Annotated in this window: 11 protein-coding genes and 1 riboswitch; of the genes, 1 reads left to right on the plus strand and 10 read right to left on the minus strand. The window is 62.8% G+C overall.

All coding sequences use genetic code 11. The annotated features are described in order from the left end of the window. Positions 1 to 284: 284 nt before the first annotated feature. The 10 genes from ACM6IT_RS20380 to ACM6IT_RS20425 form a co-directional block, all read right to left on the minus strand. A complete protein-coding gene (locus tag ACM6IT_RS20380; protein WP_414918568.1) occupies positions 285 to 977 on the minus strand; it encodes a pseudouridine synthase in 693 nt (230 codons plus the stop codon). A gap of 34 nt (positions 978 to 1,011) precedes the next feature. Beyond that, entirely contained in the window at positions 1,012 to 1,230 is a 219-nt protein-coding gene (locus ACM6IT_RS20385; protein WP_056720708.1) for a cysteine-rich CWC family protein, read from the minus strand. Continuing rightward, entirely contained in the window at positions 1,217 to 2,710 is a 1,494-nt protein-coding gene (locus ACM6IT_RS20390; RefSeq protein WP_414918569.1) for a diguanylate cyclase, read from the minus strand. The genes ACM6IT_RS20385 and ACM6IT_RS20390 overlap by 14 nt, the downstream gene beginning before the upstream one ends. 203 nt (positions 2,711 to 2,913) lie before the next feature. Beyond that, complete coding sequence (gene atzF / locus ACM6IT_RS20395) at positions 2,914 to 4,695, minus strand: allophanate hydrolase (protein ID WP_414918570.1); 1,782 nt, start codon at positions 4,693 to 4,695, stop codon at positions 2,914 to 2,916. 25 nt (positions 4,696 to 4,720) lie between these two features. Next, positions 4,721 to 8,380 carry an urea carboxylase gene (gene uca, locus ACM6IT_RS20400; protein ID WP_414918571.1) on the minus strand — a complete coding sequence of 1,220 codons (3,660 nt, stop codon included), beginning with the start codon at positions 8,378 to 8,380 and terminating at the stop codon, positions 4,721 to 4,723. Positions 8,381 to 8,686: 306 nt separating this feature from the next. Continuing rightward, positions 8,687 to 9,328, minus strand: coding sequence for an urea amidolyase associated protein UAAP2 (locus ACM6IT_RS20405; RefSeq protein WP_056720700.1), 642 nt, complete (start codon positions 9,326 to 9,328; stop codon positions 8,687 to 8,689). 11 nt (positions 9,329 to 9,339) lie between these two features. Then, positions 9,340 to 10,065, minus strand: a complete 726-nt coding sequence (locus tag ACM6IT_RS20410; protein WP_414913809.1) for an urea amidolyase associated protein UAAP1 — start codon at positions 10,063 to 10,065, stop codon at positions 9,340 to 9,342. Positions 10,066 to 10,078: 13 nt separating this feature from the next. Further along, complete coding sequence (locus ACM6IT_RS20415; protein ID WP_414918572.1) at positions 10,079 to 10,867, minus strand: ABC transporter ATP-binding protein; 789 nt, start codon at positions 10,865 to 10,867, stop codon at positions 10,079 to 10,081. Continuing rightward, positions 10,864 to 11,679 (minus strand): ABC transporter permease, encoded by an 816-nt coding sequence (locus tag ACM6IT_RS20420; protein WP_414918573.1) that lies wholly within the window; start codon positions 11,677 to 11,679, stop codon positions 10,864 to 10,866. Before ACM6IT_RS20420 ends, ACM6IT_RS20415 begins: the two co-directional genes overlap by 4 nt. A gap of 15 nt (positions 11,680 to 11,694) precedes the next feature. Beyond that, positions 11,695 to 12,762 carry a putative urea ABC transporter substrate-binding protein gene (locus ACM6IT_RS20425; RefSeq protein ID WP_223541829.1) on the minus strand — a complete coding sequence of 356 codons (1,068 nt, stop codon included), beginning with the start codon at positions 12,760 to 12,762 and terminating at the stop codon, positions 11,695 to 11,697. Between the two features lie 60 nt (positions 12,763 to 12,822). Then, positions 12,823 to 12,923: riboswitch (guanidine-I (ykkC/yxkD leader) on the minus strand. A 282-nt stretch (positions 12,924 to 13,205) separates the two neighbouring features. On the opposite strand from ACM6IT_RS20425, the gene ACM6IT_RS20430 reads away from it, so the two are divergent. Then, on the plus strand, positions 13,206 to 13,454 hold the full coding sequence (locus ACM6IT_RS20430; protein WP_414913806.1) for a hypothetical protein: 249 nt from the start codon (positions 13,206 to 13,208) through the stop codon (positions 13,452 to 13,454). Positions 13,455 to 13,465: the final 11 nt, after the last annotated feature.

The raw sequence follows: 13,465 nt of genomic DNA on the forward strand, positions 1-13,465 counted from the left end.
CGCGCAAATGAGATTGCACGAGCTTTGTGACAGGTAGGCATACGCCTGGAATTTGAGAGGCCCATGTCGATCCATTGCAGTCCGGTCGACGGGTATTGTTATTGGCGGGCAGTCTGCCGGATGAGGCCGGAACCCTTGGGTTCCTACCGGCAAAAAGTTTCTTAGAAGTATGGGGTGACTCGTCGGTCACATTTCGGCCGACGTCCTGATTCAAGCAGGGGTCACATCAATGCGCAAGTGCCTTTGGTAAATTGTTCGACAACTTCTGCTGAGCGGTCGCTGGCTTAGATCGATCCGATCTCTTCAGCGCTCAGCGGGCGGTATTCGCCCGGTTTCAACGTGTCGTCGAGCAGCAGCGGCCCCATGCGTTCGCGGTGCAGGCGCATCACCTTGTTGTTGAAGTGGCCGAACATGCGCTTGACCTGGTGATAACGGCCTTCGACGATGCTCAGGCGCGCGCATTTTGGCCCGAGCAGCTCTAGCCCGGCCGGTTGCGTGGTGAGGTCTTCGAAGGCGAAGTACAGCCCCTGGCTGAACGTGATCGCGTATTCGGGGCCGATGTCCTGCTCGGTTTCGACGTAATAGACCTTCGGTAGCTTGGTCTGCGGTTGGGTCAGGCGCCGCGACCAGCTGCCGTCGTTGGTGATCAGCATCAGGCCGGTGGTATTGAAATCCAGGCGTCCGGCGATGTGCAGTTCGTCCTTGTCCGGTTCATGGATCAAATCGAGCACAGTCGGGTGTTGCGGATCCCGGGTGGCGCTGACGCAGCCGGCGGGCTTGTGCAGCATGAAGTGGCGCAGGGGTTTGCCGACTTGCAGCACCTCGTTGTCGACTTCGACGCGGCTGAATTCGCGGACTTCGCTGTGCGGGTCGCTGACGACGTTTCCGTCAACCCGGACGCGTTTTTCCACCAGCAACAGGCGTACTTGCTTACGGGTGAAGCACGGCAGGTTGCTGAGGAAGCGGTCGACACGCATGACTTAAGGATCGGTGAATAAAGGGGCGCGCATCTTACTTGATCGATTCGGGCGCTGCTTGCAACTGCGCCTCGACCTCGGCGCAACGCGGGCACAGGCACGAGGCGTCGCGCAGTTGCGCCGGCAGCGCCTGGAGCACGGCCGGGTCGATGCTGACGCCGTAGCACCAGCAGGCGCGGTCAGCGGTTCGCGGATCGGCCAGGGTGCAGTCGTTGGGGGCGCCGCAGGCGGGGCAGAGGTCAGGCTGGTTCATAGCTGGAGTGAGACATTTCCACACAGGTTCGGTTACGGCCACTTTGCTTGGCCCGATACATCGCATGATCCGCCCGTGACAGCAGGCTGTGCAAGGTGTCATCGGGCTGCAGGGTGGTGATACCGATGCTGACGGTCACATGCAAGGCCTGGCCGTTGTAGGCATAGCGCTGTTGTTCCACGTGCTGACGAATTTTCTCGGCAATCATCAGGCCAGTCCTGCCGTCGGTGTCCTTGAGCAGCACGATGAACTCTTCACCGCCCCAGCGGCAGACGATGTCGGAGTGCCGCAGGCAGCTCTTCAGATCCCGGGCAAAGCCAATCAATACCTGATCGCCGGCCAGGTGGCCATAGGTGTCGTTCAACACCTTGAACCGGTCGAGGTCCAGCAGCAAAGCGGTCAGCGGCCTGGGCTCGCGCCGGGCTTCGTGCATGGCCTGCGCGGCCAGCAGGTCGAAGCCGCGACGGTTGGGCAGTTCGGTCAGGCTGTCGAGGACGGCCTGGGCCTGGATCTTGTCCTGATAGCGTTTGATCACCTGGTTGAGCAGGGCCAGCACGATCAAGGTCACCAGCAGGCAGATCAGCAGGTTGAGGTACAGCGACTGGCGGATTTCACCGAGGGCGCTGTCTTCGCGTTTGTCGACGAACAGGTACCAGTTCAGCTCCGGGATAAACCGCACGTTGAGGAAATGCCCCTGGCCCTGCACGGAGTATTCATAGCTGCCGCTGTGGGGTTTGGGCAGCCGGCTGACCAGGTCTTTCATGCTGTCGAGTTCGCCGAGCTTCTGCCCGATGTGCGCACCCTGCGGACCCCCTTCGGCACCGGTGAGCACCAGGCGTCCGAAGTTGTCGACGAAATACACACTGCGTTGATAACGCTGCTGGTACTTGTCGATCAGCTTGATCACGGCGTCGACGGTCAGGCCCACCCCGGCCGCGCCGATGAATCGGCTGTTGTAGTCGTAGACCTTGTAGTTGATGAAGAAGGTCAGGTTGTCCTTGTTGGCGAGGTCCGGGTCGACGTTGATCTCGTACGGATCCTTCATGTCCCGCACACGAAAGTACCAGGCGTCGCGGGGCTCGGTGGCCTTGACCTGCTTGAGCACACCCTTGGCGTGGTAGTAGGTCAGGCTGGTGTTGGAGACGAAGAATGCGGTGTAGGCGCCGTAGTGGGTCATGACCTCGTTGAGGTAACGGGTCATCTGGTCGGAGTCCTTTTCGCCGTTGACCACCCAGTCGCGCATGAAGGTGTCGCGGGCCATCATCGAGGAAATCAGGATCGGCCTGACGAGGTCTTTCTGGATTTCCGAGTAGACCGTGTCCGACGTCAGCGGCAGTTCGGTGTTGACGATGTTGTCGCGGATCGAGGCCCGGGAGGCGTAGTAACTGAGGAAGGAGGTGGCGAGGAAACCAGCGCCCAGCAACGCGACCAGCGTGAGCACCAACGAACGTTGAGAGTACAGCGGCGAGCGAAGCGGCATGGTAGTTCCATTGGCAGTCATCCGATGGTTGCATTCTAATGGCACTGCGGGGAAATAACTGCTTCATGTGCGCCGCGAATGGTCGTTCCTGCGTACCACAGTGGTTACACCGGTCCTTGTGGGAGCTGCCGAAGGCTGCGATCTTTTGATCTTGAAAAAACAAAATCAAAAGATCGCAGCCTTCGGCAGCTCCCACAGGATCACTATCCGGCGAGAGTTTTCAGGTAGGCGCGCCACCCGCCCAGATGGCTGATGTTCACCGCGCCCTCCAGCCCATAGGCCTCGCAGATAAACCCGCTCTCCCAGTGACCGTCCGCCAGTTGCACCTTGCCCAACCCCAGTGGCGCCGGAATTCCGGTCAGGAACGAACCCAACTCGCTGCTCGGCAACTCCCAGACTTCCACCGCAATCGCCACGCCGCCATCCTTCACGCGGACCATGCCCGGACGAAACGGCGGGCCACCGGCCAGGGCATGGAGTTGATAATCCGGTGAGCTGAATGTCGTTTCCACCAGGCGGGCACCGCGCTGCTTGAGCTGCCAGTTCAACGCCAACCCGTCCAGGTGCGCACCGCAGACCACCAGTCGCGCCCGATCATGGCGGGCAACCGTCGCCGGTGCAGGCGCGGCCAGGCCTTGCTGGCGCTGCAGGGCATCCGCCACGCTCAATAGATACTGATCGGTGAAGGCGCGGCCAAACAGCGTCACGCCCCAGGGCAGGCCGTTGTCCATGAACGCGCCGGGCACGGCGACGGCGGCGTAGTCGAGCAGGTTCATGAAGTTGGTGTAGTAGCCCAGTTCCGAATTGCGCAGCACCGGTTCGGCCTCGAGCTCCGCCAGCGTCACCGGGCGGCCGATGGTCGGCGTGACGACGCAATCCAGGCCTTCCAGTGCTGTGTCGCACAGGGCTTTGAGCGCTTGCAGCCGGTATTGGGCGCGGAAAGTTTGCACACCATCGACGGCGGGTGCCTTGGCCAACACGGCGCGAATCACCGGCAACACGGCCTCCGGGTTTTGCGCCATCAACTCCCCGGCCACGCTGTAGCGCTCGGCCACCCACGGGCCTTCATAGAGCAAGCGTGCGGCCTCCAGAAATGGCGACAGGTCCAGTTCCACCGCTTCGCCGCCGAGGGCCTTGAGGCGGTCGATGGCATCACCGAACAACAGCGGGCCTTCAGGGCAACCGAAGAATTGCAGGTCCTGTGCACGGGGTACGCCGAAACGGAAGGGGCGTGGGGTACCGAATGCCGAGCCGTCGTTCCACAGCGGGTTGCTGCGGCTGTATTCGTCCCGTGGGTCGAGGCGTGCGGTGAGCGCCAGTAACTGACTGGCTTCCCGCGCCGTGGCGGTGAAGGTGGTGACGCAATCGAGCGTGCGACAGGCCGGAACCACGCCGGCTGTCGAGATCAGGCCCTTGGTGGCCTTCAGGCCGACCAGGTTGTTCAACGCCGCCGGCACACGCCCGGAGCCGGCGGTGTCGGTGCCCAGCGCAAAGCTCGCGACCCCGAGCGCCACCGCCAGTGACGATCCGGCGCTGGAGCCGCCCGACGGATACTCCGGCAATACGCTGTTGGGGCATGCGCCGTACGGTGAGCGGCTGCCGTTGAGCCCCGTGGCGAACTGGTCGAGGTTGGTCTTGCCCAGCGGAATCGCACCAAGGGCCAGCAGTTGTTCGACGATGGTCGCCGAACGCTCCGGCACGTAGGCGAATGCCGGGCACGCCGCCGTGGTCGGAATGCCCGCCAGGTCGATGTTGTCCTTGATCGCGAACGGCACGCCATACAGCGGCAGGCTGTCGAGGTCGCGACCGTCGAGGGTGGCGAGATAAGGCTCCAGTTCATCGACACTGAGCAAGTGGATGAACAGGTGATAGTCCGGGTTCAGCGCGGCGGCTTTGTCCCGCAGTTGCAGCAGTAATTGCCGTGGCGTGGTGCGGCCTTCGCGATAAGCGCTGCGCAGGGCGTCGAGTTGCAGATTGATGTTCATGACATGCGTCCTTTTCAAAATGGGTTCAGTCAAGTTCCAGCACCACGACGCGCTGCCCGGCGCGCACCGCCGAACCCGGTTGCACGCGAATCTCGCGCACGACGCCGGCCAATGGCGCGAGCAGGGGGATTTCCATCTTCATCGACTCCAGGATCACCAGCACATCGCCGGCCGCGACACGGCTACCGGTTTCTACCTGGACCTGCCAGAGGTTGCCGGCGATGTGGCTGTCGACGCTCTGCTGGCCGTTTTCCAGCGGTGCATCTTCGGTGGCCTCCGGGGCCAGCTCTTCACTGTCGAAATGCGCCTGGCCACTGGCGATCCAGCGTTCGCGCTCGGCATTGAATGCGCCTTTTTGCTGATCGCGAAACGCGTCGATGGTCTCGGCTTCCCGGGCCAGGAACGCCTGGTATTGCGCCAGGTTCAACTGACTGTGCTCGATGTTCAGGTCGAAGCGCCCGAGGGGGAAATCCCGGCGGATGCGCAGCAGTTCATCGGCGCTGACCGGGTAGAAACGGATCTGGTCGAAAAACCGCAGCAACCAGGGTTTGCCTTCGAACGCGGCGACTTCGCGATAGCGGTTCCACATCTGCAACGTGCGCCCGACAAACTGATAGCCGCCGGGGCCTTCCATGCCGTAGACGCACATGTAGGCGCCACCGATGCCTACTGAGTTTTCCGCGGTCCAGGTGCGCGCCGGGTTGTACTTGGTGGTCACCAGGCGGTGGCGCGGGTCGAGCGGAGTGGCGACCGGCGCGCCGAGGTAGACGTCGCCCAGGCCCATCACCAGGTAACTGGCGTCGAACACCGTGCGCTGCACTTCATCGAGGTCCGGCAGGTCGTTGATGCGGCGGATGAACTCCAGGTTGCTCGGGCACCACGGCGCGTCCTTGCGCACGGTGGTCATGTATTTCTCGATGGCCAACTGGCACGCCGGGTCGTCCCAGGAAAGCGGCAGATGCACGATGCGCGAGGGCACTTGCAGGTCCTTGGCGGCGCACACGGCGTCCCATTCGCCGGCGACGATGCCGAGCAGGTCGGACAGCGGCAGTTGCTCGGGCTGATAGTGGATTTGCAGCGAGCGGATGCCAGGGGTGAGGTCGATCACGCCGTGCAGGTCTTTGCTTTCCAGCGCCTGCATCAGGGCGTGGGCGCGGAAGCGCAGGACCAGGTCCAGTTCCGGGGCGCCGATTTCCAGCAGCAGGTGGGTGTCGCCGGAAAGGCGCGCCACCAACCGCGTGTCGTCCTGCCCAATATCCAATACAACAGGCGACACCAAACCCTGTGGGAGCGGCGGTGCGGCGATCCGACTTGCTCGCGAAAGCGGTGCTTCAGACACATCAATGTTGACTGACACGCCCTCTTCGCGAGCAAGCCCGCTCCCACATTGATCCCATTTCAAGGCCAGGGGGCGGGCGGTCTTGATGTCGACGGGGGAGAACTGCACCTTGTCCCCAGCCTTGAGCTGCCCCAACTGCCAGAGATCCGCCTCGATCACGGTCACCGGGCACACGAACCCGCCAAGGCTCGGGCCATCCGGGCCGAGGATCACCGGCATGTCCCCGGTAAAATCCACCGCACCGATCGCATACGGGTTGTCGTGGATGTTCGACGGATGCAAACCGGCCTCACCACCGTCGGTACGCACCCACTCAGGCTTCGGTCCGATCAGGCGAACGCCGGTGCGGCTGGAGTTGAAATGCACTTCCCACTGCGTGGCGAAGAAGGTGCCGATGTAGTTTTCAGTGAAGTATTCCGGCGCGCCGTGGGGGCCGTAGATCACGCGAATCTGCCGAACTGCCGGCAACTCGGTGACCTGTTCTTCAGCCAGTTGCCGGCCGGCACTGCGGTCATTGAGGGCCGGCAGGTGCAACACATCACCGGCTCGCAACGCGCGACCACCGTGGCCGCCAAACTGGCCGAGGGTGAAGGTGCTTTTGCTGCCCAGATAGTCCGGTACCTGCAGGCCGCCACGCAGGCACAGATAGCTGCGCGCACCTGCGCCTGCGATGGTGCCAAGGCTCAACGTCGCGCCCGCTGGAATCAGCAGTGCCGAGTTCATCGGTACGCTTTCGCCGTTCAAAGCCAACGGAATCACCGCCCCGGTCACCGCCACCACCGCCTCGCAATTGAAGCGCAGCAACGGCCCGCTCATGGTGATTTCCAGCGCCGCCGCGCCTTCGTCATTGCCCAGCAAACCGTTACCCAGACGCAGCGCCCGACTGTCCATCGGCCCCGATGGCGGCACGCCGACCGCCCAGTAACCGAGACGGCCGGGATAGTCCTGAACGCTGGTCTGGGTGCCGGCGCTGAGTACCTCGAACGTGTTGGCCTGATAGACCAGCCCTTCCAGGCAACGGGTCCACGGCTGGCCGCTGGCGAAAGGCGCATCGAGCAGAATCTGCCGCAGGTAATCGCGGTTGGTTTGCACGCCATACAGCTGACTGTCGCCGAGGGCTTGATGCAAATCGGCGCGGGCCTCTTCGCGAGTCGGCGCCCAACTGATGACCTTGGCGATCATCGGGTCGAAGTAGGGCGGAATCTCGCAGCCAGCCTCGACCCAAGTGTCGACGCGCAGTTCAATGCCATTGGCCGCGGGGAAATCCACGGCGGTGAGCAAGCCGGGGCTCGGTTGAAAATCGCGGCCCGGATCTTCGGCATACAACCGCGCCTGGATCGCATGGCCCACCGGTTTCAAACCTTGCATCAGTTCGCTCAGGGGCGGCAGATCACCGGCCGCCAGTTGCACCATCCAGCGCACCAGGTCGACCCCCCACACCTGTTCGGTGACACCGTGTTCCACCTGCAAACGGGTGTTCACTTCCAGGAAGTAAAAGCGCTGGGCCTCGCTGTCGAACACAAACTCCACGGTGCCGGCGCTGCGGTAATTCACCGCCTTGGCCAGTTTGATCGCAGCCGCGCACAACTCATCGGCCATGCCGTCGGGCAGGTTTGGTGCGGGGGTTTCTTCGAGGACTTTCTGGTTGCGTCGTTGCACCGAGCAATCACGCACGCCGAGGGCGATCACTTCACCTTGACCGTCGCCGAATACCTGCACTTCCAGGTGCCGGGCGCGCTGGATGTACTTCTCGATGAACACCCCGGCGTCGCTGAAATTGTTCTGACCCAGGCGTTTGACCGCTTCGAAGGATTCGCTCAACTCCGCCGCGCTGCGGCATACGCGCATGCCGATGCCGCCACCGCCAGCGGTACTCTTGAGCATCACCGGGTAGCCGATCTGCTCACCGGCCAGCAGCGCGGTATCGATGCTGTCGAGCAGCTCGGTGCCTTCGAGCATCGGCACGCCGTGTTGTCTGGCCAGGGCACGTGCGGTGTGCTTGAGGCCGAACACCCGCAGTTGTTCGGGTGTCGGGCCAATGAAGGCGATGTTGGCGGCTGCGCAGGCTTCGGCGAACGCGGCGTTTTCCGAAAGAAAGCCGTAGCCGGGATGGATCGCGGTGGCGCCGCTGGACTTGGCGATGGCGAGGATCTTGTCGACCGCCAGATAAGTGCCGGCGGCCGCGCCTTCACCGAGGCTGTGGGCTTCATCGGCTTGCAGGATGTGCAGGCTGGCGGCATCGGCTTCGGAGTACACGGCAACGCCCTGCACTTGCAGCTCGCGCAAGGTTCGCAGGATGCGGCAGGCAATGGCGCCACGGTTGGCAATCAGGACTTTTTCGAACATGGCATAACCCCCGGAGGCGATAGCGCATCAGCCTCGACTGGGATGCGGGCCGTCCCGCAGTTTTTCGACAGGCACCGGAGTCGTCCCCGGTGGCAGAATCAATTCTCTTCCAGACACCGCTGATCCCCTGTGGGAGCGGGCTTGCTCGCGAAGGGGGCGTGTCAGTCGACTTCGATGTGTCTGATACACCGCTTTCGCGAGCAAGCCCGCTCCCACATGGGGATTTGTGGTGTTTTTACTGTTTGAGGCACTGACCGGAACGGGCCTGGCACAAGGCGAACAACCAGCGACGCAACCGCGAGAACTTCAGTTCCATACCAGCAGCTCCGCAGGGGTGGGGTTGTAGGCGTTGCAGGGGTTGTTCAGTTGCGGGCAGTTGGAGATCAGCACGATCACGTCCATTTCTGCCCGCAGGTCGACGTACTTGCCCGGTGCCGAGATGCCGTCCTCGAAGGTCAGGCCGCCGTCTGCGGTGACCGGTACGTTCATGAAGAAGTTGATGTTCGGCCCGATGTCGCCCTTGCCCAGGCGGCCATCATGAGCACAGGCGCGCAGGTAGTTGTCGCGGCAGCTGTGCATGTAGCGTTTTTCCAGGGCGTAGCGCACGGTGTTGCTCTCTTGCGCGCAGGCGCCGCCCAGGGTGTCGTGACGCCCGCAGGTGTCGGCGACGATGGTCAGCATCGGCTTGCCGAGGTTGGAATAGAGCACGCTGCCAGTGCTCAGGTACACGCTGTTCTGCCGACGCAGGGTGCGCTGCACGTCGTAGCGCTCCCTGGGATTGGCGACGCTGTAGAACAAGGTGTCGACAGCCTGGTTGCCCTCAAGGTCGAGGATGCGCAGGGTCTGGCCGGCCTTGACCTCCATCAGCCAGGGCTCGCCGGCGGGGATGGTGGCGCGGTAGACGGCGGTTTCAGGTGACTGTGGAGCGGTAGCGATAGCGAGTGACATGGCAGCGATCCTCAGGCAAACAAACGGTCGGTGTTGATAAAGCCGCGCTCGTTTTCCGGGCGCGAGGTGCGGCAGTGTTCGGCGACGCTGGCGTCGGCGTTCATCCAGCTGAGCTTCAGCGGTTTCGGTGCATATTCCGGCGCCGGGTCCATCGGGTGCTGCAGGGCTGTTAGCACCACCAGGGTGTCCATCGGCGCGTACAGCTCGATGTAGTCGCCAGCCTTGGAATTGCCCTCGACGAAATGGAAGCGCCCTGCGTCATCGACGTTCACGCGGCTGAACAGGTTGAGGGTCATCAGCAGGTCGGACAGACCCAGCCCCCACTTGCCCAGCTCCACCAACAGGTTGTCGGTACCGTTGCGGAAGAAGCCGTTGCGCAGTTCCTGGTAGCGGCCCGTGCCGTACTTTTGCGCCACTTCCTCAGCGCAAAGCACGCCGCCCAGGCTGTCGCTCCAGCCGCAGGTGTCAGCGGTGATGGCGGCCAGCACGCGGCCCATGTCCGAGTACAGGCAGTGGCCGGTGGTGAGCTTGGCGGTGTGTTGGCACTTGAGGCTGTCGGGCAGGTTCAGCCGTTCGGTTTTTTCATTGGCGTTGAGCAGCGTCAGGCTGACGTTGGCGCCACCACGCAGGTCGGTCAGGCGCAGCAATTGGCCGCGTTTGAGCACGAAGGAACGATGGCCGCCGCCGGGGAGCATTTCCTCGGCGAAGGGTGGGAACAGTCGGGTCGAATCTGTCATTTTCAGAATTCCTCTAAGCGATACGAAGCGTGCCTGCCAAAGGCGCCGGCAGGGCGTCGACGGCGGCACGGTGGGTGCGGCGGTCGCTGTTCAAAGGGATGTCATAGGTGATGCGCGCGCCATAGCGGCCGGGTGCATGGGGGTCGAGGCGGACCTTGTCGAACACCAGCAGGCGGGTGCCGAGGCTGAAGCCTTCGGACAGGTCATGGGTGACCATGAACACCGTCAATCGGGTCTCGCGCCACAGCTCCAGGAGCAAGGCGTGCATGTCTTTGCGGATGCCCGGATCGAGGGCGCCGAACGGTTCGTCGAGCAGCAACACCCGCGGCTTCATGATCAGCGCCTGGGCGATGGCCAGCCGTTGTTGCATGCCGCCGGAGAGCTGCGCCGGGTACTTGTCCAGCGAGTGGCCCAGGCCGACTTTGTGCAGCAGCACTGAAGCCTGTTCACGGGCCTGTTTTTTCGCGCTGCCGAACAGGCGACCAAGCAACGGCGAGCGCGGCAGTTCGAGGCCGAGGGCGACGTTGTCCAGCACGCTCAGATGGGGAAACACCGAGTAGCGCTGGAATACCACGCCACGGCTGGCGTCCGGCTCGACGGCCAAGGGTTGGCCGTCGAGCAGGATCTCGCCGCGACTGGTTCGCTCCTGACCGAGCAGCAGGCGCAGGAAGGTCGATTTGCCGCAACCGGAGGCACCCACGAGGGTGCAGAACTCACCTTCGTTGACGTTCAGGTTGAGGCCTTCGAGCACCACTTGATCGGCGTATTGCTGCCAGACGTTTTTCACCGTGATGAAGCTCATTTTGCCGCTCCTTCATACCAAGGGAACGCGCGGCGGGTCAGCTGCTTGAGCCCCCAATCCATCAACCAGGCGAGCAGGGTGATCCACACCACGTAGGGCAAAATCACGTCCATCGCCAGGTAGCGGCGCACCAGGAAAATCCGGTAGCCGAGGCCGTCAGTGGAGGCAATGGCTTCGGCGGCAATCAGGAACAGCCACGCCGAGCCGAGCATCAGTCGCAGCGAGATCAACAGGCGTGGCAGCAGTTGCGGCAACACCACTCGCAGCATCAGGGTCCAGGTAGAGGCGCCGAGGGTCTGGGCCTTGATCAGCAACTCCACGGGAATTTCCCGGGCGCGCTGTTCCAGGTCACGGGCCAGCGCCGGAGTAATGCCGATCAAGATCAGCATCACTTTCGACAACTCACCCAGGCCGAAGACGATGAACAGGATCGGCAGGATTGCCAGCGGTGGCACCATCGACAGCACGGTCAGCAAGGGAGACAACGGCGCACCGAACAACGGCAGGGTGCCGGCGGCGATGCCCAGGCACAGCCCGGCCAGGGCGCTGATGCCCAGGCCGATGGCCAGACGCTGCAAGCTGGACGCCGTGTCCTGCCAGAGCAGGTATTCGCCGGTGCGGCTGTCGGCCACGAAGGCCAGGCGTTTCACCGCATCGGTCATCTGCACGGCGCTGGGCAGCAGCTTGTCGTTGGGGTTTTCCGCCAGTCGCTCGGCCGAGCCCGTGAAGTAGGCGAACAGCACCAGGGCGAACGGCAGGATCACCAGCAGCAGGCGACTCGGGCGGTCCGGGTGACGGTTGATCAGGCGCATGGCCAGTTCTCCTGATTACAGCTTGGCGTCGGCGGCCATCTGCACGTAACTCGGGTCGAAGCGCAGCTTGAGGTTGCCCTTGTCGCCGCTGGTCACGCCGTTGGCGAAGGCCATGCCGACCGCGCTGGTGTCCTTGGCGCCTTCACCCAGCAAGCCGTGCTGGAAGGAGAATTCGGCGACCTTGCGCATGGTTTCCGGCAGTTGCTTGCTGGTACTGAACGCCAGGGCTTCTTTCGGGGTGGCGAACAATCTGGTGGTGTCCAGTTGCGCCTGGAAACCCGCCAGGTCAGTGCCCGAGGCTTTGGCCATGTGCTCCAGGGCGGCTTTGCTGGCGGCGTTTTTCGCGTTCATCAACTCGACCACTTCGAACCAGGCGCCGGTCAGTGCCTTGCCGAGCGCCGGGTTGTCTTTGAGGGTCTGGGAGTTGACCACCATCATGTCCATGATCTCGCCGGGGATCTGGCTGGAGTTGAACACTTCGGTCACCGCAGGCTTGGCCTTGATGTCCGAGAGCATCGGGTTCCAGGTGGTGACGGCGTTGACCTGATCGGTGTTGAAGGCTGCCGAGATATCGGCGTCGGAGGTATTGACCACTTTCAGGTCTTTTTCGGTGAGGTCCACCGAATCCAGGGCCCGGGCCAGCAGGTAGTGGGAGACAGAGAGCTCCACCAGGTTGACGTCCATACCCTTGAGGTCGGCGACTTTCCTGCCTTCGCCCTTGAGCACGATGCCGTCGTTGCCGTTGGAGAAATCGCTGACGATCAGCGCGGTGCTGTCGACGCCGCCGGCGGCCGGAATGGTCAGCGCGTCCATGTTGGTCATGGTGCAACCGTCGAACTGCCCGGCGGTGTACTGGTTGATGGATTCGACGTAGTCATTGAGCTGCACCACATCGATCTTGATGCCGTACTTCTTTGCCCATTTGTCGACGATGCCCTGGCTGCCGGCGTATTCCCAAGGCATCCAGCCGGCGTAGATCGTCCAGCACACGCTGAAGTGGTCTTTCTGTGCAGCCTGGGACGAGAAGCTCACGAAGGCGGTGAACGCCGCGGCGAGCAGGGCGGGTAAACGAAGCTGGGACATGGTGGTTCTCCAGTTGATCAAGGACGGACAGGAAGGCAGCGGCACCGCTAACGGTGGCTTGTCTCCCGGGCTTTTGTCCCGCCGTGTAACCTCAACTGGAGGTCGCCAACTCTCGGACCAGTCACTCGCGATTGCGAGCCGGAACCCTAGTCAGCCATTGCAAATTGTGGTGCCGCGAACCTGTAGTGACTCCTGCACGGCTTTACTAAAGCGAGAGGCGTGCCAAGTTGGCCCGAGCGCTCTAGCGTGGGGGGCAGGAAGGTCGACGGTGCCGGTTGGAAAGGCGCACTGCCTTGTGATGGTGCGTTGGTGCACCGCATTGGAACCTGTCCGCCGCTGATCAGAAGGAGGGTGCAACGTCGCACTTGGCAGGGGATTGCCAGTCAAAACAGGTGTCAGTCGATGTGTTTCGACTGCTGTTACAGGTCTTTACGGAGGCCGCCATGTTGCGACGATTATTGTTAGGTGCAGTGCTTGGTCTTGGATTGTCTGGCTGCTACTACTACGCCGGTCCTGCCGACCCCTACGGGGGACCTTATTACTACCCCGGCTACTACTCGCCCTATTACTACGGTTACTACGGTCCACGTTATTACGGTGGCTATCGCACCTATTACTACGGTGGGCATGGTTACTACCGTGGCCACGGCGGTGGGCATCATGGCGGTGGACATCGCGGTGGCCATCATTGATCAGGGCGCGA

Source organism: Pseudomonas sp. IT-P4, from assembly GCF_949767755.1.
GTDB lineage: Bacteria > Pseudomonadota > Gammaproteobacteria > Pseudomonadales > Pseudomonadaceae > Aquipseudomonas > Aquipseudomonas monachiensis.

What these genes read in the sequence shown, in the direction of transcription:
- ACM6IT_RS20410 (WP_414913809.1), bottom strand. Translation starts at nt 10,065, where the DNA reads ATGACAGATTCGACCCGACTGTTCCCACCCTTCGCCGAGGAAATGCTC.
- ACM6IT_RS20385 (WP_056720708.1), bottom strand. Translation starts at nt 1,230, where the DNA reads ATGAACCAGCCTGACCTCTGCCCCGCCTGCGGCGCCCCCAACGACTGC.
- atzF (WP_414918570.1), bottom strand. Translation starts at nt 4,695, where the DNA reads ATGAACATCAATCTGCAACTCGACGCCCTGCGCAGCGCTTATCGCGAA.
- uca (WP_414918571.1), bottom strand. Translation starts at nt 8,380, where the DNA reads ATGTTCGAAAAAGTCCTGATTGCCAACCGTGGCGCCATTGCCTGCCGC.
- ACM6IT_RS20380 (WP_414918568.1), bottom strand. Translation starts at nt 977, where the DNA reads ATGCGTGTCGACCGCTTCCTCAGCAACCTGCCGTGCTTCACCCGTAAG.
- ACM6IT_RS20390 (WP_414918569.1), bottom strand. Translation starts at nt 2,710, where the DNA reads ATGCCGCTTCGCTCGCCGCTGTACTCTCAACGTTCGTTGGTGCTCACG.
- ACM6IT_RS20430 (WP_414913806.1), top strand. Translation starts at nt 13,206, where the DNA reads ATGTTGCGACGATTATTGTTAGGTGCAGTGCTTGGTCTTGGATTGTCT.
- ACM6IT_RS20405 (WP_056720700.1), bottom strand. Translation starts at nt 9,328, where the DNA reads ATGTCACTCGCTATCGCTACCGCTCCACAGTCACCTGAAACCGCCGTC.
- ACM6IT_RS20415 (WP_414918572.1), bottom strand. Translation starts at nt 10,867, where the DNA reads ATGAGCTTCATCACGGTGAAAAACGTCTGGCAGCAATACGCCGATCAA.
- ACM6IT_RS20420 (WP_414918573.1), bottom strand. Translation starts at nt 11,679, where the DNA reads ATGCGCCTGATCAACCGTCACCCGGACCGCCCGAGTCGCCTGCTGCTG.
- ACM6IT_RS20425 (WP_223541829.1), bottom strand. Translation starts at nt 12,762, where the DNA reads ATGTCCCAGCTTCGTTTACCCGCCCTGCTCGCCGCGGCGTTCACCGCC.